Source organism: Dyadobacter luteus (assembly GCF_003383615.1).
GTDB lineage: Bacteria > Bacteroidota > Bacteroidia > Cytophagales > Spirosomataceae > Dyadobacter > Dyadobacter luteus.
Genome location: NZ_QNUL01000017.1, coordinates 33,871 through 56,756, shown reverse-complemented (window position 1 = coordinate 56,756; position 22,886 = coordinate 33,871). Strand labels below are relative to the sequence as shown.

At 42.3% G+C, this 22,886-nt stretch carries 13 protein-coding genes; 6 read left to right on the top strand and 7 right to left on the bottom strand.

Annotated elements, in window-relative coordinates:
- Window positions 1–26 precede the first annotated feature (26 nt).
- Complete coding sequence (locus DSL64_RS18890) at window positions 27–788, bottom strand: hypothetical protein (protein ID WP_115832485.1); 762 nt, start codon at window positions 786–788, stop codon at window positions 27–29.
- A gap of 238 nt (window positions 789–1,026) precedes the next feature.
- Between DSL64_RS18890 and DSL64_RS18885 the strand changes: the two genes are divergently transcribed.
- Entirely contained in the window at window positions 1,027–2,277 is a 1,251-nt protein-coding gene (locus DSL64_RS18885) for a 3-deoxy-D-manno-octulosonic acid transferase (RefSeq protein WP_310587858.1), read from the top strand.
- A 37-nt stretch (window positions 2,278–2,314) separates the two neighbouring features.
- Here the strand turns inward: DSL64_RS18885 and DSL64_RS18880 are convergent, their stop codons facing one another.
- Window positions 2,315–3,541 (bottom strand): ROK family transcriptional regulator, encoded by a 1,227-nt coding sequence (locus DSL64_RS18880; RefSeq protein WP_115832483.1) that lies wholly within the window; start codon window positions 3,539–3,541, stop codon window positions 2,315–2,317.
- 341 nt (window positions 3,542–3,882) lie between these two features.
- Between DSL64_RS18880 and rsgA the strand changes: the two genes are divergently transcribed.
- Window positions 3,883–4,818 (top strand): ribosome small subunit-dependent GTPase A, encoded by a 936-nt coding sequence (rsgA, locus tag DSL64_RS18875; protein WP_115832482.1) that lies wholly within the window; start codon window positions 3,883–3,885, stop codon window positions 4,816–4,818.
- Window positions 4,819–4,827: 9 nt separating this feature from the next.
- Window positions 4,828–5,235: a methylmalonyl-CoA epimerase gene (mce, locus tag DSL64_RS18870; RefSeq protein ID WP_115832481.1), complete on the top strand. Its 408-nt coding sequence runs from the start codon at window positions 4,828–4,830 to the stop codon at window positions 5,233–5,235.
- A 17-nt stretch (window positions 5,236–5,252) separates the two neighbouring features.
- Here mce and tamL read toward each other — a convergent pair whose 3' ends face one another.
- The 4 genes from tamL to DSL64_RS18850 all read right to left on the bottom strand — a co-directional run bounded on the left by tamL (window position 5,253) and on the right by DSL64_RS18850 (window position 16,251).
- Window positions 5,253–7,697 (bottom strand): translocation and assembly module lipoprotein TamL, encoded by a 2,445-nt coding sequence (tamL, locus tag DSL64_RS18865; protein ID WP_115832480.1) that lies wholly within the window; start codon window positions 7,695–7,697, stop codon window positions 5,253–5,255.
- Complete coding sequence (locus tag DSL64_RS18860) at window positions 7,687–12,666, bottom strand: translocation/assembly module TamB domain-containing protein (RefSeq protein ID WP_115832479.1); 4,980 nt, start codon at window positions 12,664–12,666, stop codon at window positions 7,687–7,689. The genes tamL and DSL64_RS18860 overlap by 11 nt, the downstream gene beginning before the upstream one ends.
- A 124-nt stretch (window positions 12,667–12,790) precedes the next feature.
- On the bottom strand, window positions 12,791–13,504 hold the full coding sequence (locus tag DSL64_RS18855; protein ID WP_115832478.1) for a hypothetical protein: 714 nt from the start codon (window positions 13,502–13,504) through the stop codon (window positions 12,791–12,793).
- 347 nt (window positions 13,505–13,851) lie between these two features.
- Entirely contained in the window at window positions 13,852–16,251 is a 2,400-nt protein-coding gene (locus DSL64_RS18850) for a TonB-dependent receptor (protein ID WP_229217143.1), read from the bottom strand.
- Window positions 16,252–16,648: 397 nt separating this feature from the next.
- Here DSL64_RS18850 and DSL64_RS18845 point away from each other — a divergent pair, with 397 nt between their 5' ends.
- The 3 genes from DSL64_RS18845 to lolA1 all read left to right on the top strand — a co-directional run bounded on the left by DSL64_RS18845 (window position 16,649) and on the right by lolA1 (window position 21,052).
- Window positions 16,649–17,680, top strand: a complete 1,032-nt coding sequence (locus DSL64_RS18845) for a quinone-dependent dihydroorotate dehydrogenase (RefSeq protein ID WP_115832477.1) — start codon at window positions 16,649–16,651, stop codon at window positions 17,678–17,680.
- 50 nt (window positions 17,681–17,730) lie between these two features.
- Window positions 17,731–20,283, top strand: coding sequence for an FtsK/SpoIIIE family DNA translocase (locus tag DSL64_RS18840; protein ID WP_115832476.1), 2,553 nt, complete (start codon window positions 17,731–17,733; stop codon window positions 20,281–20,283).
- 121 nt (window positions 20,284–20,404) lie between these two features.
- Window positions 20,405–21,052, top strand: coding sequence for an outer membrane lipoprotein periplasmic chaperone LolA1 (lolA1, locus tag DSL64_RS18835; RefSeq protein ID WP_115832475.1), 648 nt, complete (start codon window positions 20,405–20,407; stop codon window positions 21,050–21,052).
- Between the two features lie 338 nt (window positions 21,053–21,390).
- Here the strand turns inward: lolA1 and DSL64_RS18830 are convergent, their stop codons facing one another.
- Entirely contained in the window at window positions 21,391–22,773 is a 1,383-nt protein-coding gene (locus DSL64_RS18830; protein WP_115832474.1) for a putative oxidoreductase C-terminal domain-containing protein, read from the bottom strand.
- Window positions 22,774–22,886: the final 113 nt, after the last annotated feature.

The following is a 22,886-nucleotide window of genomic DNA, read 5'->3' as shown; positions in this document are numbered from 1 at the left end:
AGTCTACGTCGGTTAGGTACTTCAAATTATTTCTTTTTGCTTCCAAAATACAGCGTAAGATACCCTGATGTGAAAAAGCTTTTGTTATCTGCAAATAGCATTATCTCAGGTTTACGCGTAAAGGCTTCACCCAAAAAACCGATCTCTACTCCTGTTACACTTTCGCGGAATGCACTCAGTTCAAAAGTAACTGCTGCCTTCACGTGAACACCAGGTACTACCTTAATGTGCCCGAAGCCCTGGAAAAAGTTGCCGCCACCTACAGCATTTTCATAAGGATTAGCTTTAGATGCATCAATTGGACGATACTCTACACGCCCGTCAGAATTCCGGAACTGTACCATGTAGGCCTTTTCGAGACCCAAGGTTGGTCCTGCTGCAAGAAGGGCACTGATAGAAATACCTTCGTCTTCATGCCTGTTGAAAAGTGTGATTTCCCGGCCATATTCAGGTCTCAGGGAAAAGAGGTAGTTTCGCTTGCCGTATACAAATCTGGAACCGGTCGAAAAGTTTTGCTCCGCAAGTTCTTTCGGATGTTTTACATTAACCAATTCCACGGCCAGATAACGATACTGGTTTTTTCCGAACATTTTAGATGACAAAGCAGAGGATTGCCTGAAAACAAACCCACCCAGTATTCCTGAATTTGTATTGGTCGTAAGTCCGGCAGAAGTGAAGGTTTTGTAAGCGTCTTCGTTATCTTCAATTTTTGGTTTGCGCTGAGCGTACAAATCCATTGACACAGCGATCAGGGCTAATGAAATAAGTAAAAGTCTGGCACGAATCATATGGTTCTATATCTCAGTGACTATTAGCAATTCAGAGTAGGAAGGGTGAATATACTAATTATTGATATATCCTCACCGCTCCGACACCAGTTTAACGGTTTTTTGTACATTTATGTTCTTATTGTTAACAATAAAAATCTTCGTTTGATCTTTACAAAGTTTAACACTTACATATTAACCGAAAAATTCACCTGTATGCAGGTCACTCATTTTTTGGTTACATCAAATCAGCAGCCCATTGACAGCATTTTTGTATCAGTTTTTCATCCTCCTGCTTCAGTTGGGGATGCGTATAGCTTCATCATTTAGCAGTAAGATCCGCAAGGGTGTGGAAGGCAGAGTAAATTTGCTTTCAGAATTGGACCATTCATTTGCAGGACTTGTAAAAGGAAGACCGGTAGCCTGGTTTCATGCAGCTTCGTTGGGAGAGTTTGAGCAGGGGCGGCCTGTAATGGAGGCTTTCAGAGCACAGTATCCTGACTATTTTATCCTGCTAACCTTCTTTTCTCCTTCAGGATATGAGGTGAGAAAAAACTACAATGGCGCGGATTATATCTGTTATCTACCTCATGATTCCAAAGCAAATGCACTTGAATTTGTACGGATTGTGAATCCGCAAATTACCTTTTTTATCAAATATGAGTTTTGGTATAACTATCTGAAAGAACTAAAATCGGGAGATCGGTATGTCTATTCATTTTCTGCCATTTTTCGTCCGGATCAGGTTTTCTTCAAATGGTACGGAGGTTTCTACAAAGGTCTGCTATGTTACTTCGATCATATTTTTGTACAGAATGAAGAATCGGTAAAATTGTTACAGCACATTCAGATTACGAATTGTTCGTTAGCAGGTGATACCCGTTTCGACAGAGTTTTTGCGATTGCAGGCCAGGCCCGGGAGTTGCCTCAGATAGCTGATTTTGTAAAGGGAGAAGCATGCCTTGTAGCGGGATCTGTCTGGGAGTCAGATATGCATGTGTTAATTCCGGCTGTTAATGCTTTGAAACAGCGCATAAAAATGATCATTGCACCACATGAAATCAAAACAGAGGAAATTGCTAAATGGCAAGATCAGTTGAAGGGTAGTTCTGTTCGCTATTCAGAATTTGTAAAAGGAATTCATGTGGATGCGGACTATCTGTTTATTGACAATATAGGAATGCTTTCGTCCCTTTACAGGTATGGAACAATGGCTTATATCGGAGGATCTTTTGGCAATGGTCTCCATAATATTCTGGAAGCAGCTACATTCGGTTTGCCGGTGATGTTCGGAAATAGAGGTTATTATAAATTTCAGGAAGCAAAAGACCTTATCGCTGAAGGTGGTGCTGTTGCGGTAGCTGATGTGGCTCAGCTAACAGGATTAATTCAGGAATGGAGAAATCCGAAAATAAGCGATGCAGCAGGAAATATAAGCAGGCATTACGTAGAGGAGAGAGTGGGGGCAACGGATCTTGTAATGAAGGAAGTAGCAAAAAAGTTAGGCTGATAACAGAGTTAGGTTACTGCTATCAGCCTTGAATATTTTAGTTGGAAAATTCTCTGGTGATCAAGTGTTCAAAGAGATAAGCCTGTGTGCCGAGTAAACGGGCATTGGCTCCCAACTTTGAAATATGAATGGATAGTGAATTTTTGAAGTCAGACAGGCAATATTTATTGATGGCATGCTCAATAGGATTCGAAATAAACGGACCCGCTTCTGCCAGCATTCCGCCTACAATAATCACTTCCGGATTGAACAAATGAACAGCGGTAGCCAATCCTTTTCCTAATTCAGTACCCACTACACTTAACAGATCAATAGATAATTCGTCACCGGAGTGAACTGCTTCAATGATATGAGAAGTGTCAAGTTTGTTCAAATCGTTATTAACAATCTGAGACAAAATAGTAGCACGACCATTCTGTATTTCTTCTTTGGCTTGCCTGATCAGCGCCATCGCCGATGAAACGGTGTCAAGGCATCCTATTTTTCCGCAATGGCATAACATGCCGTCTGATTTTACCTGAATATGCCCAAGCTCTCCGGCAAAGCCTGAAGTTCCGTGAAATACTTCTCCATTTACAATAATACCCAAACCAACTCCCCAGTCGATATTGATGGTAAGTACCTGCGATTTATTTACAGCGAATCCGAACCGGTGTTCACCAATCGTTGTCGCTTTTGTATCATTAAAAAGGTAAGTAGGCAGATTGAAATGCGCTCCTATGTATCCCGACAGTGAAGTGCCACCCGGGGTCAGGTTGGGATATGTGAGATTAATACCTTGTATCGAGTTGATCAGTCCTGGCATAGCCACTCCTATTCCCCAAATATTAGAAACAGAGATATTGTTGAAACTCAGAAAGTCGTGTGCTGCTTCAAAGAGTGTTTCGAGGAACTCTGCAGAATCGTCCAGTCTGATGTCAACTTTTCGTTTTGTGATAAGCTTATTGTGCAGATTGAAAATAATGAACTGCGTATCATGGCGGTTTATATCCATGATCAGTGTCAGGTATTTATTCGGATTCAGGCCATATAAAACAGGAGGACGTCCTGCTCTTGCAGGGCCCGTCCCGGTCTCCACAATCCATCCGTCCCGTATTAGTTCATTGACGATCCCGGTTGCGGACGGGATGCTGGCATGGAACATACGTGCCATTTTATTGATGGATGTGTCGCCCGAATTGTAGAGGTGAAGCAAGAGATTGCTCCTGACACGATTCTTACGAATATCTATTACGGAATTTGCTTCCTCAGCAATTAGGTTCATAAACGGTTACGCAAAGCATTTTCATTTACTAAATATACGGCTATTATTAATATTTCTTAATAAATGTCATAAATAATAAATTTAATATGATAATTGCCTTAATAAAACGATTTAGCACTGATTACTTCAGAGATGATAAATACTCGAAACAATCAGCTCAGGGGATTCGGTTTACTGGTTTTGGCTCCCTGCCAGGCAGGATTTCTAAGCCGGTAAGAAAAGGCAGTTCTATGAAGAAAACTACTATGTGGAGGAGTAAAGAATGCTTTTTATTTCTACGTATTTCCTGATAACCTTAAACTTCTGTTATATTCGTAATTGCTTAAAATTGAATTGAAAGAATGCAGTTACAAAAAGGATTGGTATTACGGTCGACGGGTTCCTGGTATGAGGTGAGAGACACACGTGATGCACATATATGGCAATGCCGGCTGAAAGGGAAATTTAAAAATCTGGGACTTAAGGTTACCAATCCACTGGCGGTTGGCGACTATGTAATGTTCGAAATTGAAAATGAAACTGAGAATTTCGGAATCATTCATGAAATTTTGCCTCGTGACAATTATGTAATCAGAAGCTCTGTACATAAAACCGCCCATGCCCATTTGCTTGCAGCCAATGTTGATCAGGCAATATTAATTGCGACACTTATCTTCCCCCGGACTTCTCTGGGATTTATAGACAGATTTCTGGTGGCTATTGAGTCATTCAGGATTCCAGGTGTGATTGTATTTAATAAGCAGGATTTGTTGAACGACGAAATACGTGATTTTCAGCAGCAGCTCATGGATTTATACGAAAGTCTGGGCTATACTTGTCTGGCTACGGATGCATTGCACAACCACGGCGTACAGGAACTGAAGGATTTGCTTCACGGAAAAGTATCGTTGTTTTCGGGACATTCGGGAGTTGGTAAGTCTACCTTAGTGAATACAATTTCGCCAGGACTTTCCATTAAAACACAGGAAGTCTCTACTTTCGCAAACAAAGGGGTGCATACTACCACGTTTGCAGAAATGTTTGAACTGGAAAAAGATACTTTCATTATAGACTCGCCGGGTATCAAAGAACTCGGTCTGGCCGATATGAAGCCAGGGGAAATCAGTCATTATTTTCCGGAAATGAGAGAGCTCTTAAATGAATGCCGGTTTAACAATTGCCAGCATATCAATGAGCCTGGCTGCGCAGTAAAAGATGCAGTACAGGAAGGACAAATTGCTTTCAGCAGATATGAGAGTTACCTGAGCATGGTAGGCGGCGGTGATAACAGGAAGTAAACTGCAATCATGTTTAAAAATGTGGAACATATCGGAATTGCAGTGAAAGACCTGGCTCAGGCCGAGGAACTCTACAGTCGTCTGTTCAATATCCTTCCATACAAAAGAGAGACAGTTGCTTCTGAAGCGGTTTCTACTTCCTTTTTCAAAGTTAACGAAACCAAGATCGAATTACTCGAAGCCACAGCGCCGGATAGTGTTATTGCAAAGTTTATAGAGAGAAAAGGTGAAGGTTTTCATCACATAGCCTACGAGGTGAACGACCTCCTCTCAGAAATCGAAAGATTGAAAGGAAAAGGTTTTAGCTTTTTGAATGAGATTCCTAAGAAGGGGGCAGACAATAAGCTGGTTTGCTTTCTAAATCCCAAAACGACTAACGGCATATTGATTGAGCTCTGCCAGGAGATCAATCAATAATTGCCATACCTGAGAGCTTAGAAGGGCAGACCCACCGCAATATTCAATACTAAATTCTCTTTTCTCCAGGCTCTGCTTCCGAAGTTGATTTCTTTAAACACCCACGGATTTTTATAAACAACAGGTGCATCCGGATCGAATGGTGCGTCCGGATCTGTTTCTACAGGTGTGACAGTATACCAAGGTTTCCTGAATGGGGTGGCCAGATCCAGACGGAATATCAGGAAGGAGAAATCCAGACGAAGCCCGATACCTCCACCAACAGCGACTTGTTTGAGGAAAGTATTTTTATTAAATACTGATTCAGGCCCATAACCTTTACCGGTATTCTCATTGTAGGACCAAATGTTACCTGCATCCACGAAGACGGCACCATTAATAATATCCGTAAATTTCATTCTCACCTCTGAATTAAACTCGAGGCGAATATCCCCAAATGAGTTATATCCTAATAGGCTAACTGATGTCGTGTCTGCATTATAAGCACCAGGTCCTAAAGCGCGTGCCCTAAATGCGCGTAAACCTACGCTACCACCACCAAAGTATTGTTTGAATTGGGGTAGCTGATCGTTCCTTGAATTTCCATAGGGAATACCAACACCAGCCACAAAGCGGTTAGCCCATTTCACTCTGGAATTAATAGTTCTGTAATAACGTACTTCACCGTCAAACTTGGCAAACTGGAGAATAGGGGCGCCCAAAAAACTTTTCGCACCAGTAAGATCTGTGGAGTCCTTTTTTCCAAGTAGGCTAAGTAAATTACCTCCCCAGTCTAATCCTCCAATTAATACAAACTGATTTTTACTGAATGGTCTTGTAGAAGGCCGAAAAGTGATATTGTAATTTGAGCCCAGAATAAAGAAATTCTGGTCTACCAATTGATAATATCTCTCAACTTCCAAGGCTGGTAACACTTCAGCGATTTTTCCCAGTAGCTCTATATTTACATTACTCGGAATTACATAATTGATAGCAATAGGCGTGAGAGTATGCTCCAGTTTTGAATTTTTACTCCAGACATAAGACCAGTCCGCACGGATAGAAGTCGATTTGAAAAACCCCTTCTGAATCCTATTCTCATAATTTAAAGCCAATATGGTTTTGGGTAAAATATTACTTTTTTCAGGCCGTATTCTGGAAAAAGGAATTACAAAACGAGGAAAAGATAAGCTAGCCTGCGCACCATACCTGATAAATTCGTTACCTACGCGATTAGGATTTTCAACCCTGTTTCCACCCAACTGTAAGTCAAAACCGTAGTAGGCACTCAGGCTGAGAATTTCAGCACCTTTGAAGAAATTGCGGTTTTTCCAGTTTAGAGACAGTTCCATCCCGCCCAGGTTATTGGATTTCGTGCTGGCACTTATTGTGGTCTGTAACGATTTTTTCTTCATCGGAGCCAGATCGTAACGCACATCCAGTAATGCGGAGTCGGATCGTGGGACAAGCTCAAAAGTGTTTTTGACAAATTTGAAATTCTGAAAATTAACCAGCCTTCTCACCGACACATCATGCATGATGTTGGTATACATATCTCCTTTCCTGAAACCAATGGCGTCATAAAAAATTCTTCTTTTGTATAACCTGCCCGGATCTGTCACGTTGATACCTCTGCGAAGCGGCTGTCTTATCGCCATGCTATCCGTTGTCGCGGTTTCTTTCGTTCCGGTATTGACAAAAATGTTGTTGATGTAATATTGTTTCAGGGCTGTCTGGGCAGTTTCTTTTTTTACTTCCAGATAAATATTCACCTGCTGAGGTCCTAATGTAGAGTCCTGCTTTCCAATCGTCGAATCGACTTTTGCAATGAGATAATCAGGATTGAAATAATAGTAGCCTTTTCCTTTCAGATCCTGGTCAATACGGGTACGTTCTGCGGTTACTACATCCAGCCTGATCGGGTCTCCTTTACGTAAGTATGTTTTTTTTGCTGTCAGAACGAGGTTTTTATTAAATGTAGAGCTGTCGGGTACCACATAATTAACCTGGTTAATAACATATCTCGGCATTACATAAGCCTGGTATTCGGCGATGGCAGTACGTTTTTTCTTTGATTCTTTAAGTTTGCCTTTTGCCGATGAACGGTAGTAGCCTTCATTATCCATGTAGCCAACCATATTGGCCGCATTGATATCAAGTAAACGTTGCGTAGCAAATACCGGCGGTTCGCCTAGTTTCTTTCTGAACCAGCTTTTTAGTCCTCCTTCATCTTTGGGTTCGCCAATAAAATAATGAAACCAAACCTTCCATGGGAAACCAAACAGTGTTTTGTTGGGAGTGGGTTTAATGATCGATTCAAGCCCGCTTGCCAGGCCGGAAACATCAGGTTTTGTAAGGGTATCAGGTTGTACTTTTACATTATTTCCTACATAGAGACTTTGCCCCTCCGGTACATACTTCTGAACCGAGCAGCTGCTCAACGCAATGCAAATCACAAAGAAGGCTACTATACTAATTCTCATTTTTTTGCTTTTGGAATATTTCACGGAACAAATCGTAGTCTGCCGTTATAATAAAACTAACCCCTGTTTCAATAATGAAACCTTCAAGAATGGACTGATATTGATTTTTGCGGTAACCGCGGAATAAATAGCGTCCGTCTTTGCTAAGGGAGTAATCAAGTGCGATGTTGTCGAATACCTGTGATGAACTTGGCGTCTGGCTTTTGCTTTCAAGTTCAAAGTTTTTACCCACTGATATCTTAAGGCGGTCGCCCATGAACGCCTTGCTGAGGCCTACGTTGAGGTCAGTTCGCGCACCGGCGGCTTGGTCAGTTGAAGAGTTAAGATCGAGATCAAGGTTTACTCCTTTTACCAGATCAGAAGCAAGGTTATTCAACTGGTCACTTAATAGCTGACTTACGCTTTGACGAGCAATCGCTTCTGCGCTCGATCCTATGTCAAATCCACCGGAGGATTGATCTGTGATAAAGCGATTGGTAATCAGCAGCGAAAATGCCTGCTTGTTCATTTCTGAAGGATTGTTTTTCATATCGTTCCAGAACGTCTGAGAAGTAATATCTCTTTGTACATTCTGGCTCACCTCCTCATTAGGTATCACATTGAATACGATACTTGGCGACGACAGATTTCCGGTAATTATAATCTGAACATCAATCGGTATTTTTCTGTCTCCTTTGTAATTATTGTCAATAGAGCCAGGATCTACCATTACCTGATATACAGCTGTGATATTCAGGTCAGCCTTCATCGGATCGCCGGTCCAGATCAGACTACTTCCTTTGGCTATTTCAAATTTCCTTTTAAGAATCTGTAGCGTGAGATCGTAAGAACCTTCACTTACATCATACGCTCCGATCAGGTACAGCTGGCCGTTTGGTGCAATACCGGTATTGAGCTTGGCATTTCCTTTCAGCTGGATATTGTCACCATTCAGCTCATCAATAACCACCTTGAACATGGATTTGTCGTCCACATCTATATCCAGGGTTATTTCCGATGCAAAATCTACGATGATTGGCGCGGCAACTGCAGAATCTGCTTTTGCAACCTGCGTTGAATCACTCATGTCCACAAATTCGATAATACCTTTGCTTGCATCACCCGTTTCTGTCGCCTCATTGATCATTACAAAAGTGATATCGCTTCCGGGATCCACCTTTACGTTTCCATCTACTACAGACTTACTGCCTTTTCCTTTTACAGTAAGGTTTGCATCAATTTTGGCTTTGCCGAAGAACATTTCGTTTTGCTTCTGTGTAGAGTTCAAAACCGTAAAGTTCTTGGCTCCTATTGTCAGGTTATAGCCTACATCCGGCAAAGCAGCGATATTGACATTCCCATTAATTTTCATCTCCTGTTGCAGAGAATCAGCAATGACGAAGTTGTTAAAATTGATATTCTGCCCGTTGAAATTGATCTTTTGATTGTTGAGAGAATATCTGGAACCCAGCTGGGTAACGTTGAAAGCTACATTATCAAAATCTACTGAGCCATCGAGCTTCGGTGCAGAAGTGGATCCCGTTATTTTGGCTTTGCCGGTCAAATTGCCGGTAGCTCTCTGTAACTGGCCGAAGCTGAATGCTTCAACTGTTTCACCACTCAACTTCTTCAAGTCCATATTGAAGTTAAGTGCATTGTTCTCATCCTGAAGGTTATAGCTTCCACCTATGCGAATGTCATTTTTATCACTTACCAACGACATACCGACTCTTATCAGGTTTTCAGTTTCGTTGGTAGACCTCAAACTTAGATTACCCACCGGTATCTGCATCGCAGCGAGATTATCAATTGTAAGCTGACCTGTGTAAACCGGAGAAGTCATATAATTACTCAACAGAATTTTTCCTTTGAGCAATCCGGTAGCCAAGGTTGAGTCGCGGGTTGCGATGGCGATCATCGGACCTATTTCAATATTGTTGAGCTCAATATCCAGTGGGCTGTTCGGTTCCGGAGTGGTTGAATTAATTTTTAAAGATTGATTGCCATCCTTAATGATCAGGTTACTAACAAAGACACTGTCAGTAGCATATTGTACATACCCGGAAGTATCGGTTTCCCAATTGCGGTAATTCAGTAGCAGGTTATCACGAAGGTTGAGCCGGTATTTATTGTCTGCCAGAAGAAGGTCCCCTTTTAATGCATGCTGCTCCACGAGCGCTGAATCCCTTACTGTAAAATCAAACTTGATATCATTGTTTACAATATCACTTTCCAGTGAAGCATTTTGCATGCGGAAGCCACCTGTATTAACCAGGCCGATTGTAGAGTTCAACACAGCATTTTGCTGAAGATTGCTGAACTTGACGTTGATCCTTTCCGTACGGATACTGTCAAATTCTACAACCGGAATATTCAATGTCGCTACTATTGATGAATCCTGCTGGTTATCTACTTTGGCCTGGAAACGAATAGGATTCAGTTCGGTAAGCTTTGGTGCTACAATCTTGAAAACCGGGTGGTTGGTCACAGTAGCGTCCAGCGTAAAATTGGTAGGTTTTGTAACCTCATTGTAGGTGAGATCAGGAGCTTTGAAATTCTTACCAATTTCAGTGAAAAGGACATCTGCAAGTTCAGTATAAACAAATTCGCCCTCCATTTTCGCTTTCAGGAACGGAGAATCAATAATAGCCTGGCGCTCACCGCTGGAATCAGTAAGGCTCATGTTAATGTCCGAAACTCCTACAGGTTTACCATGATGGGTCAGTACAAGGTCAGCAATATTCACCGTACCCAATGGATTTTCTGGATTGGTGGATGGCATGTCTACTTTAATGTCACCCTTGATTTGCAATGAATCAGCATAAAGGTTCAGGGCGGTCAGATCCAGGTGATTGATATTAACATCACCTTTAACAGACGGAAATTCTTTGGATAAATCGGCTTGTCCGTCTACACTTACCTTGATATTCTGATCATCCATTTTGGCAGAAACACCCGCCATTCCTTTGTCTATATTTCCCTTTAAGGTCAGGTTTTTATAAACGTATCCATTAAGGTCAGCACTCTGAATGGTTCCGTTAACATTTGCCATCATAGTTTTCGGGTCATAGCCAACACCATTCAGGTCGGTAGTGAGCGTGAGTTTCCCCATTTGTTCAGGCGGCTGCTTCATCAATTTTCCAAGATCAAATTCCTGGAAACTAAGCGTACCGTCGTATTCAGCTTTAATACTATCAGTAATATTTTTCAGGTTTCCTGCAAAAGTTCCGGTACCAAAAGAGGTATTGATCGTCGTATTCAGGCTCAGGTTGGCCATAGAGCCATTTATTTTCCCGGAGATTTTAATTTGCTCAGGGAGTTCTATAGATGACGGTAACGCGCTGTCGGGAAGCATTTTCAGCAAATCCTGTTTTGTTGATGACAACTCGCCGATATTCATATTCATGGACAGTTTTTCGGCATCGGGCAATCCTTGTATACGCCCGTCGAGACTGAGCACTGTACCGTTCAGCATACTGAACCTGGCTTTTGAAATGAGCATATCATCTACCGAACCGGTTACCAGTCCGCTGCCTTTCAGAACGCCGTTAGGCTCTTTGTTGAAAGGTGGAGTAGTTGCCAGGTCGGGAACAAGCATGAGCAAATCAGCAAAGGCAACACGGCTGTCTGTAAGTCTCAGGCGGATTTTAACTTTGGCTATGTCGTTAGTAAGCTGTTCCAGATTGCTGTATCTTAAAACAAGCTCATCGCGGAGTGTTGTATTGGGTGTTCTGAGCAACAGATTTTTCAGGTAGGTCTGTTCGTTGCCATAAGCGAAATTGGTTCTGAATTCATCAATTCTGAATCCGCTTTTATCTCTGAATGATGCTGATTTTAAAGCACCGGCAATATTTTCAGGAGAGAAAATGAATTCCTGTAAATCAATGTTCAGATTTTTAATATCCAAGTGTGAATAGTCAAGTCCCTTTGGTATTTGAGGGGAATTAAAGTCGTCGTAACGGAGATTGTTATTTACAAGATTAATGCTGCCTACTTTGACATTCCAGCCTGGAACATCCTCTGCTTTGGCATCCGGCTTTTTGGCAACCTCTTCCGGAGTGGTAGTTGCTTTGTCAATTTCATTTCCTACTTTCTTAGCACCACTTGTCGCCTTTTTGGCAAATTCAGCATAAGCAGTCATGTTTTCCAGATTGATCTTGTCTATATCAACATGCTGGCTACCCATATAAATTTTGTTGATTTTCCCTTCCAGTTTGCCAACGGTCACACCATTTTTTAAACCTGAAGTCTCATCGGTAAATACCCAGTCGAACTGACGGATATCAATATCTCCCAATTTAAGATCCAGCGAATCAGCCGGATTGGATGGGGCAGATGTTGTATCTGTTTTCAGAGCAGCGTACATTCTTAGCTTAGCGCCGCTGTTCAGCAAAGTAACCTTGGTCGGGTGATACTGTGATAAGGAAGGATTGAACTTGTCGAATTGTACAGAGGCAGAGTCAATTTTAGCTTCAGCATCCGTACCAATAACAGCATCCCGATAAGAAAGACGGACATCTTTGAGGGAAATTCTGTCTAACCGCATTTCCATCGGTTTGGATGTGGTGTCTACAGGAGTGGGCTCATCCGAGCCTGCAAAAGCATCTGCAATAAACTGAAAATTGAAAACGGTGTCGGGAAGTGTGCGGTAAATGTTGGCGTTTATTCCTTCCAATTCTACCTTATTGATACCCACATTGCCTTTAATCAGGCTGTACATATCTATATCAACGTAGAGTCTTTTTCCGTAGAGTAGTGTATCACCTTTCTGGTCAGCAAAATATACACCTTCCAGCATTATCCAATCCGGTACGTCAAACCGTACCTTTTCAATATTCAGCTTGGTTTTGAGTTTTTTTCTGAGGTATGAATTGGCCTGGTCGGTCAGGAAATTTTGTCCCGCCGGAGTTTGTATACCCCATATAAGGACACCTATCAGAATCAATATCGTCAGGAGAATGACCGCCAATACTTTCAATACCTTTTTCATTCCTTAGTGTTAAACCTGGTACTTGTGTTCGTTCCGGGCAATTTGCAAACTGGTTAAGCTAAAAAAACTGGATAGTTATGATCAGATAACTATCCAGTAATAAACGTTTTATGTTATTAACAGACTATCTCTTGAATACCTCAGGAGCAATTGTCTGATTCACAGTCAGGCTGGATGTAACTGTCACAGGCTTTTTATCTGAACTGTTTACCTGCACAATCTTGGTTGGGTAACTAATTCCGTATGGCGATTTCACGTAGTTAGAATAGGTCGATACTGTTTCTATTCCTCCCACGGTTTCGCGCTGACGAACCAGTAAACCGGTAGCTGCATCAAAATACAAATTGTACTTTATTCCTTTTCCCTGCATTTCAACATGGTTGGTTGTAACACCATTTACTGCTTCAGTACCTACAGTTGTTGCAATGAACCCTCTTTTTTGATAATCAATGAAAGCAGCAAGGTTCTCATAAATCTCAGTTCTCATGTTTTCCTGTTCAGCCTGGCTCAGGTCTTTCACATCAATTTTGTTACCGATAGGAACTTTGATCCAGCCTCCGTCAGGTTTAACGCCATATTCGAAGTTACGTCTCATAATCACCTTTGATTTATACATGGATTGATCCGGAATAGAAACCGATACATTTGCCTCGAAAGGTGCAGCACTTGCAGATGCGTAATTACGTTTGAGCGCGTAAGACTTCACGCCGTCCCATAATTCTTTCCCACCTGTAGCCTTGTAATAGTTGGCAAAAATGGAATCCGCCGGTAATTTTTGCCCGAATGAGAATGTATGTATCAGGAGCAGAGCTACGGCGGTACTTAAAAGCTTTTTCATGTTAATTGTGTTTTTAATTAGTTTGTACAATAGTAATACGAATTGCGGCACAGGAAGTAATTTTCAAAACTTTTTTTTAGAGTACCGTAACTGCACAAAGTTTAAAAAACATGATTGTCTTAACTTTTGTTAACGTTACTACACGTTTGACAAAAATTGTTCCATCTGATCCTGTGTAAAAGTAAAGCTACAAGATTACCTGAATTGAGCCAACAGAGGAATGCTGAAAAGATCGGGTAACTGAACCTTTCATATACTTTCGGTCACAAAAAAGAGAACGCCTTGTGAGCATTCTCTTTTTTGTGAAATATAATAATTTCAGTTACGATATAACAATAGGAAGATGATTATGCTCCGTTGCCGTTTCCTGTTGATATTTTTCCGAAACGGTAGTTGAAACTAAGATTAACCAGACGGTTGGTCTGCTGCCATAACGAATTCTGAGAATAGGTAGCAGTATTCAGCTGGCTCTTGTAAGCTCTTGACAAAAACACATCCTGTATATTAAATGAAACTGTGGCTTTTTTTTCCAGAACATCCTTTCTAATCCCCATATTGGCAATAAATACACCTTCCCGCGTTCCCTGTGCAATTGCCCTGGGACCCTCATAATTGATATAAGCGGAAGCCCTAAAGTCCATCGGGAGTTTTATAAATGCATTCAGGTTACCGGAGTAGCTCCATGTACGGTTGTCGATCTGAGCCATTTGCGACACTACTTCAGTTCTGAATACACGTCCGCTCCCGTTGATTTTGAGTATTTCCCAAACAGTTTTAGAAAAATCTGTTTCTACTCCGTATGATATTTCTCTACCGACATTGTCGTAACGCGTAAGAGAAACCCCGTTTTCATCAATGGTTCTGATACGGGTAATGGCATTGTCAGAATAATCCATGAACAGGGATGGTCCCCAACCACCGGAAGCCTCGTAATTAGAATAGGCAAGTTCAGCTTTGTGTGTGAACTCAGGTCTCAGTTCAGGATTTCCGGTTTGTACGTTACGTGGATCCGAAAGATCGGTGAAAGGATTCAGCCAGTTTGCTTCCGGGCGCTGTACTCTGCGGCTGTAATTCAGTTTGAACTGCGCTGCATCATTCAATTTACGAGTCAGTGCAAGAGATGGGATCAACGTAAGGAAATGTACATTGAATGATTGGTTGATATTGACCTGATTGATGTCCTGGTTATAATCCGTAAGGCGTACCCCGGCGCGTATTCCCCACATCCCTGATTTCTGGCTGTATGTCATAAACCCGGTATAAGTCTGATCCTTATAAGCAAATACATTACTCAGTGCAGGACTGAACTCAAACAACTCCGTTTCCCTGTTGAGGTTATAAAATCCGTTTACATTGTCATTAGAGCTAATTCTCGAACGAACGCCCATTTCAAGTGTTCCTGTCGCGGTAATAGGCCAGGTGTAATCAGAATTAAGAAAAAGTGACGTACGCTGATTATTGCGTAGGTTTTTCTGAAACCTGTCCAGACTGTCAATGCTACTTTCCTGATCGAAGTACGAATCATTATCGGAGCTGCCTAATGAGTAGTTGGCCGTAAAAGAGAATGCCTGGTTTTCCTTATTGAATTTCTTGCGGTAATCGAGGCTCATATTCATACTTTCCCCATTACCGGTACCTCTGTTAATTCTGGTAAATTCTTCCAGCACAAAGCCATCGGATAATGTCGTACGGTTCAATATGTCGGAACGGTTTCCATTCTCATTAAGAGAATAATTCACACCAACTTCAAGTGTGTTTTTGCTATTGAAATCGTAGTTAATACCAACCCTTCCAAAGAGACTCTTATTGTTGTTATTCCCAGTTCCGGTTTGCTCCAGCAAGGTGGGAGTCTCCGAAATGAAGTTTTCCCTGTTCAGGGTACGTTTGTTATAGCGGTTTGTCGACTGCCCGTTGAGGGCGGCAGTAAGTCCGAATTTACCGGATTTGTAGTTCAGGTTACCCGAGGCGCTATGGTTGTTTTTGTTTCCCAGGCTCAGTCTTGCACTTCCGTTTGTTCCGCGTATTTTTACTTTTTTGGTAATAATGTCAATAACACCTGAAGCTCCCTCTCCTTCATACTTTGCGGAAGGGGTTGTCATCACTTCAATGCGTTCTATAAGATTGGCAGGGAAAGATTGTAGTATCGTCGGAAGGTCGTTTCCATATAAGTTGGATGGCTTACCGTCTATCAGTACGACTACATTTCCTTTTCCTCTCACCTGAGGATTTCCATTTTCATCCAATGAAACTGCAGGAAGTTTTTCCATCAGATCACTCACGCTGTTGCTGGATGCAAGCAGATCCTGACCGATATTGATCACCTTTTTATCAATGTCATCAACGATCATGCTTTTTTCAGCTGTAACCGTCACTTCATTCAGCTTTTGCGCTGCCGAGTTCATTTTGATTGTACCCAGATCCAGCACGTTGGCCTCAGTGGCAACACTTACGCCCGGCTTATAAAGTGTTTCGAATCCGATGTTAGTGACCCTAAGAATATAGTTTCCTGGCTTTACGCTTGTAATGGTGAACACACCATCCAGATCAGCTACAGCTCCGAAGGCCAGGGAAGAGTCTCTGGATGTCAGCAGAGCAACAGTAGCAAAACTGACGCCTTCATTATTGGATGCTTCAACAATTTTCCCAACAAGTTTTCCGCCGTCCAGTGGTCTGGCCATAGAAACGGATACAATGTTGCTCAGAATGAAAAATACAGTAAGGTGAAGAAGAAAAGGTTTACTTTTCACAGTAATGGTAAGTTATGTTAGGGATTAGGATATAAAGCTAATGCAGGGCAGACCGTAGGACTGTCTGATGTAATTCGGTTTCACCATTTATGATTTTACCGTTGTCCAGACAAACGGACATTTATCGCAATTTAATATATAAAATTGTAAAAAATGCTAAAAAAGAAGTATTTAAAACTGTTGTCGGGCTTCGAAGGCATTTTTTTAATTGTTTCCGGGTACGCTGGATTATCATTATTCCGTTTAGATGTAACGAAGGCACGCAATCGGGAAGCCAGAATTGGCCTTTTGATATAATACAGGGAAAGATCAGGACAAGAAGAAGTATGAGGGGCGCGTAAAAAATAAAATTCTGGTATCAACTTATCCCTTTCTACAAACCTTCTATTTTTGCAACATGTATAAGATTATTGTTGCGCCTTTCCTTTTTTTGTTCGATGCCGAGCGGGTACATCACTTTGTTTGTGACGTGCTGGATTTTGCTTTTAAAATTCCATTCGTACCTCAAATCCTCCGCTCGTTGTACACCTACGAACACCCTGATCTGGTTCAGGAAGTAGCAGGTTTGCGCTTTCGTAACCCGGTGGGACTTGCTGCAGGGTTTGACAAAAATGCGGAAATGGTTGACCAGCTGGAAGCGTTGGGTTTTGGATTTATAGAGATCGGAACACTTACGCCAAAGGCACAGCCGGGCAATGATAAGCCAAGGTTGTTTCGCCTTAAATCGGACAAGGCGCTGATCAACAGAATGGGTTTTAATAACAAGGGGGTTGAGGTAGCAGCTGCTAAATTACGTACCCGTAAATCGAAGATTCTGGTTGGCGGAAATATTGGCAAGAATAAAAATACACCCAACGAAGATGCATTGAGCGACTACCTGATCTGCTTCCGCGAGTTGTTCGAGGTGGTTGATTATTTTGTAGTAAATGTAAGTTCGCCAAACACTCCCGGGCTGAGAGAATTGCAGGAGAAAGAACCGCTTACGGCATTGTTGGGAGAGTTGCAGAAGAAGAATAAAGAAAAGTTTACGCCCAAACCTATATTTTTAAAAATAGCGCCGGATCTGACGAACAGTCAGCTGGATGATATTATTGATATAGTAAAAACAAGTGGTATTGCCGGCGTGATCGCAACCAATACAACCATCAGCAGGGAAAACCTGAAAACACCGGCTTCGGAAATTGCAAGAATGGGTGCAGGCGGATTGAGTGGGGAGCCTTTGGCGAACAGAGCGACTGAGGTGATCAGTTATCTTTGCCAGCAATCAGGTAACGCTTTTCCTGTTATTGGTGTAGGTGGAATAGCATCACCGGAGCAGGCGTTGGAAAAACGCAGAGCAGGTGCAAGCCTTGTTCAGTTGTATACAGGTTTTATTTACGAGGGACCTGGATTGGCCAGCCGAATCTGTAAAGCGATGGTGGCACGTTGAATACCTTGTTTTCATTGAAATTCACTTCACACATTACAAGTCTATATTAGATGGCAGTTAACAAACCCCGGGGGAATACACAGAGGCAGCAGGAGCAAAAGGCCGCGGGTTCACGTCTTCGTTTGTCGATAGACTGGGATGGGATTTTTGCCAGTCCGAAAAGTACGCTGGCATGGGGTATCTTTTTCATGGTGCTTGGCCTTGTGATGGAGGTATCTTTTGTCTCTTACATATTTACTGGTATCACAGACCAAAGTGTGATTGATGGTATCAGAGAAGAATCTATACGTGACGCTGGCAGGCAGACACGCAACGTGCTGGGTGTGCTCGGCGCCACCATTTCTCACATCTTTGTTTATCGTTGGTTTGGGATCAGTGCGATTCTCTTGCCTGTTATCGCGGTTTTGGGAGGCTGGAAAATTGCGTTCGGCAGAGAACCTTATTCGTTAAGCCGTAAAACAAAAGAAGTTGTTTTCTTCCTGATCTGGGGAAGTGTGCTTATGGGGTACGTTGTGCTGATGAGCAATCAGGAAAGTAGCCTGAGCTTTATTTCCGGTGGAATGGGTTATGCGATCAACGTAATCCTGTTTGACTGGCTTAAATGGGGAAGTATTATTCCGATCATCTTTGCATTGTTTCTTTTTGCAGTTTACTTCTACGATTTCAGAGATACCATTGAACAATGGCAGGTGAAAAATGCGGTGCCGGATCCGGTTACTGTCGAAGTAAATGATGATGCAACTGTATCAACCGAACCCGTAGCAGAAGAAAAAGAGGCTGTAAAGCCTCAAGAACCGAAATATGTTTCGGTGGTGAATGATACCTACGACGACTTAGAGGAAGAGAAGGAAGAAGTAGTAGAAGAGGTAGAGCCAGTTGCCGAGGAGATTGAAGAGACTCCTGTGGCTGTTTCTGCTGCGGAACCTGTAATGCTTTCTGTAGAACCGGTAGTAGCTGTTGCTCAACCTGCGAAAGTATCGGTTCCCGGAGTATTGGAGTTGGAAGTAGAGGATACGATGGTGAAAGAGCCTGAAGAGTTTGTTGTGGAAGAGGAAGATGTAAATGCCTCTATTTTGCGCGAATTCGGGCAGTACGATCCAACTCTGGATTTGCCTTCGTACCAGTTTCCGGATGTATCCTTAATGAATGAGGTATTCGAAAACGCGCATGAAAAGGTATCTCACGATGAGTTGGAAGGAAATAAAACAAGGATTGTAGATACGCTGGGCAGCTACGGAATTAATATTTCCAAGATTAAAGCTACGATCGGGCCTACTGTAACACTGTACGAGATTATACCGGAAGCGGGGGTAAGGATTTCGAAAATTAAGAATCTTGAAGGAGATATTGCACTGAGTCTTGCTGCATTGGGTATTCGTATTATCGCACCTATGCCTGGCCGTGGTACGATTGGTATTGAAGTGCCCAACAAAAACCGGGAGACGGTTTTTATCAGGTCAGTATTGTCCAATGAGCGTTTCCAGAAATCAACTTACGATTTGCCGGTTATTCTGGGAAAAACAATTTCCAACGAAATCCATATTGCAGATCTTGCTAAGATGCCTCACTTACTCATGGCCGGAGCAACCGGACAAGGGAAGTCGGTAGGTTTGAACGTGATTCTGGCGTCTTTGATTTATAAGAAACATCCCGCCGAATTGAAATTTGTACTTGTAGATCCTAAAAAGGTAGAACTTACACTTTTCAATAAACTGGAGAGGCATTTCCTTGCGAAGTTACCCAACTCGGGTGAAGCTATTATCACCGATACGAAGAAGGTTATTTTTACGCTGAATTCGCTTTGTATTGAAATGGATCAGCGCTATGACTTGCTGAAAGAAGCATCAGTGCGTAACCTAAAGGAATACAACGCCAAATTTGCGCAGCGCAGGCTCAATCCGGAGCGCGGGCACCGTTTCCTTCCTTATATCGTGTTAGTAATCGATGAGCTTGCTGATTTGATGATGACAGCTGGTAAAGAAGTTGAAACGCCAATTGCACGTCTTGCTCAGCTTGCCCGTGCGGTCGGAATTCACCTGGTTGTAGCAACGCAGCGCCCGTCTGTAAAGGTTATCACGGGTTTGATCAAGGCCAACTTCCCAGCACGCTTGTCTTTCCGCGTAACATCCAGTATTGATTCACGCACTATCCTTGATGCAGGGGGGGCTGAGCAGCTTGTAGGACAAGGAGATATGCTTCTGTCTATTAACTCCGAAATGATCCGTTTGCAATGTCCGTTTATCGACACCCGTGAAATTGAAGACGTTTGCGATTTCATCGGTGCGCAACGCGGTTATGATGGCGCTTATGCATTGCCTGAGTACGAAGGTGAAGAAGGCGGAGAAGGTAAGAGTGAAGTCAACGTTGATGATTTTGACAATCTTTTGCCAGAAGCAGCCCGACTGATCGTAACACACCAACAAGGTAGCACATCATTGATCCAGCGTAAGATGAAGCTGGGTTACAACCGTGCGGGTCGCATTGTGGATCAGCTTGAATCCATTGGTGTTGTCGGTCCATTCACCGGGAGTAAAGCCAGGGATGTCATGTTCATGGATTTGAGCGGACTGGAGGAGCATCTGCGCGTGATGGGTATCAATTAATGCATCAGCTCAATACATTTAAGTAGTGTATATTAAACCATCTTGTTGTGAGCTGGTCTAAAATTTGTGTGTTTTAAAAAACAATTTTGCAATTAACCCGCTTGGAATCAATTCTGTAATTATGAAAAAAATGAAAGTTCTGTTATCTCTCCTGCTGTTTTTTGTTTGTGTGGGTAACGCAGTAGAAGTGTCGGCTCAGGGAGATAAAAAGTCTACGGCTATTCTGGAAGCCATGAGTGCCAAATATCAGAAAATCAAATCCTTTAAGGCAGTTTTTACCTATACACCCGAAGGTGGAAAAGCATTGAAAGGGGATGTGACAGTGAAAGGAACGAAGTTTCGTCTTAAAATGGCAGGGCAGGAGATATTCAATGACGGTAAACTGATGTCGACTTATATCAAAGAAACAAATGAGGTAAATGTGCAGGATTTCGATCCTACTGCAACGGGTGACCTGGATCCGACAAAGATTTATTCGGCTTACAAAAAAGGATTTAAATATACTTTTGTGGACGAGAAGAAAGTAGGAAACCAGGTTTTGGAAACTGTGGAACTTACGCCAACAGGTAAAACCAGCCAGGTGAACAAGGTGCAGATTCAGGTAAACAAATCAGATAAGTCAATTGCCAGCTGGAAAATTTTTCCAAAAAGTGGAGCTAAGGTTACTTATAAAGTGGAGCAGTTTCAGCCTGACGTAAATGTAGCGGAAGCCTTCTTTGTTTTTGATAAAAAACAATATCCGGGTGTGGAGGTTGTTGATTTGCGATAGAAGGTAATTCAATGATAAGTGATAATGGGTGTCCGTAGTAATGCGGGCGCCCATTGTTGATTTAGGGGGTTAGGACATGCTTACGTCATTGCGGATATTCCATCCCTGACGGGATTTGGAAAATTCAGGCTGGATTGTTTCTACCGAAATTACGTCCCAAACGGGACTTGCCTGTACCTGTTAATGTCTTTATCTGCGCATATCAAATATCAAATGTAGAAATCCCGTCAGGGATATAATTTCGGTAGCAGCAAGGTTATGTGTGGCGAAGCAAAAATGCCGTAGGCATGCAACATCGCACACCTACGGCATTTTTAACATATTATTTTCTGAAACTATTACTTCTTTTCTTTCGCCTGTTTCAACGCCTGTGTTGTGGTGTAATATTTGGCGATCATATTAGGAACTTCCCACTCAGGTAGTTTTCCTTCTTTCAGATACTCCATGTACTTATTCGCCACCTGAGCAAAGTGTGCCTCATGTCCGTTGTCGTATTTCGCAGGAATGCTGATTTCCCAACCGGCTTTGTTTTTCTTCAACTCAATGCCCGGATATTTATCCTGAACAACCTTGAAACTTGCAGCAACGGCATCTTCGTAAGCCTTACTTTTATCTTTTGTTTCGATGTAAAGAACGGGCTTGTACTTCTGGTCTTTACCCTGGCGCACGATGAGATTGGCTTTAGAACCTTTCATGATCGAATAATGCGTATCTCCGGTTCCTTCCGGTGCCTGAAAATTCCAGATTACAGACACTTTCGCATGAACGCCTTTCAGCGTATAATTCAGTTCACCGTTTGAGTAAATGTTAAGCGTGCTGTCCGTAACGTCCTTTTTAAGGTAGTCAGGATAGGTATCGCTTTTGGTAACCAGCTTAAATTGAGATGGTGTTATTTTGGTTGCAGTGCGCTTTGTAGAAAGTAAATTGATATCCTTTTTGTAGTCCAGAGATACATTCGGGAAACAGCTCCATTGTACAAGATCTACTAAGTGAGTTGTTACATCCACCATACCTTCACCTTGCTGTTCTACATCAAAAAACCAGCTCGGACGTACCAAAGGCTCACCGGAAATGTATTTGAAAAAGTGGTGAACACTTTCTTTTACTACTGAGGGATCAGTTGGCGTACCTTTTTGCAATTCACCGAAAATGTCCGGAAGCAATGCCAGTTCACGTTGCAGCGTATTGGTGATCTCATAACGTTCTGTCATGATATCGTATAGCAGTACCTTGTTCTTTTCAGCACTTGTGAATGCTTCCTGCAGTTTGTCAAAACCAGCTGCATCAATAGCCATGGGTTTGTCGGCCAGTACGTTAAGCCCCGCATCTACAGACTTTTTGATAAAATCTGTCTTTTTCTGATTGTTACCGGCAAGTACGACTACATTGCCTTTTTTATCAGCAATCATTTTATCCAGGAAATCCGGTCCGGTATATACCTCCTCCTTCCAGTGGGTTGGCTCTTCTGGTCTGGTGTTATACTTTTCAATTTTGTCAAGATACGCTTTCACATCGGGGCCTTCCGAAGCATATACATGCACAACCGAATCAACATCGGCATACATAGATTTTTGCACCAAAGCGGCATGGAAGTGTCCTGGTTCTACCACGATAAGGCTCAAAGGTTTTTTCGATTCCTGAGCTTCCTCTTTTTTCTGATTACATCCCTGATTCAAAGCAAGTATGCCCGTTACGGCGATCATTAACAGTTTTCCCTTCATCTGATTGTGGTTATAAATCTTTGCAGCTAAATACTAATAACTGGTTGAGGTTACAATTTTACTCTAATCGCCATGATTTTGTCATAGAAAAGCTAACAATACCGACGCAAATT

Excerpts from the sequence above, each read along its gene's own strand:
- DSL64_RS18890 (WP_115832485.1), bottom strand. The coding sequence starts at position 788 with ATGATTCGTGCCAGACTTTTACTTATTTCATTAGCCCTGATCGCTGTG.
- DSL64_RS18880 (WP_115832483.1), bottom strand. The coding sequence starts at position 3,541 with ATGAACCTAATTGCTGAGGAAGCAAATTCCGTAATAGATATTCGTAAG.
- rsgA (WP_115832482.1), top strand. The coding sequence starts at position 3,883 with ATGCAGTTACAAAAAGGATTGGTATTACGGTCGACGGGTTCCTGGTAT.
- mce (WP_115832481.1), top strand. The coding sequence starts at position 4,828 with ATGTTTAAAAATGTGGAACATATCGGAATTGCAGTGAAAGACCTGGCT.
- tamL (WP_115832480.1), bottom strand. The coding sequence starts at position 7,697 with ATGAGAATTAGTATAGTAGCCTTCTTTGTGATTTGCATTGCGTTGAGC.
- DSL64_RS18860 (WP_115832479.1), bottom strand. The coding sequence starts at position 12,666 with ATGAAAAAGGTATTGAAAGTATTGGCGGTCATTCTCCTGACGATATTG.
- DSL64_RS18855 (WP_115832478.1), bottom strand. The coding sequence starts at position 13,504 with ATGAAAAAGCTTTTAAGTACCGCCGTAGCTCTGCTCCTGATACATACA.
- DSL64_RS18845 (WP_115832477.1), top strand. The coding sequence starts at position 16,649 with ATGTATAAGATTATTGTTGCGCCTTTCCTTTTTTTGTTCGATGCCGAG.
- DSL64_RS18840 (WP_115832476.1), top strand. The coding sequence starts at position 17,731 with ATGGCAGTTAACAAACCCCGGGGGAATACACAGAGGCAGCAGGAGCAA.
- lolA1 (WP_115832475.1), top strand. The coding sequence starts at position 20,405 with ATGAAAAAAATGAAAGTTCTGTTATCTCTCCTGCTGTTTTTTGTTTGT.
- DSL64_RS18830 (WP_115832474.1), bottom strand. The coding sequence starts at position 22,773 with ATGAAGGGAAAACTGTTAATGATCGCCGTAACGGGCATACTTGCTTTG.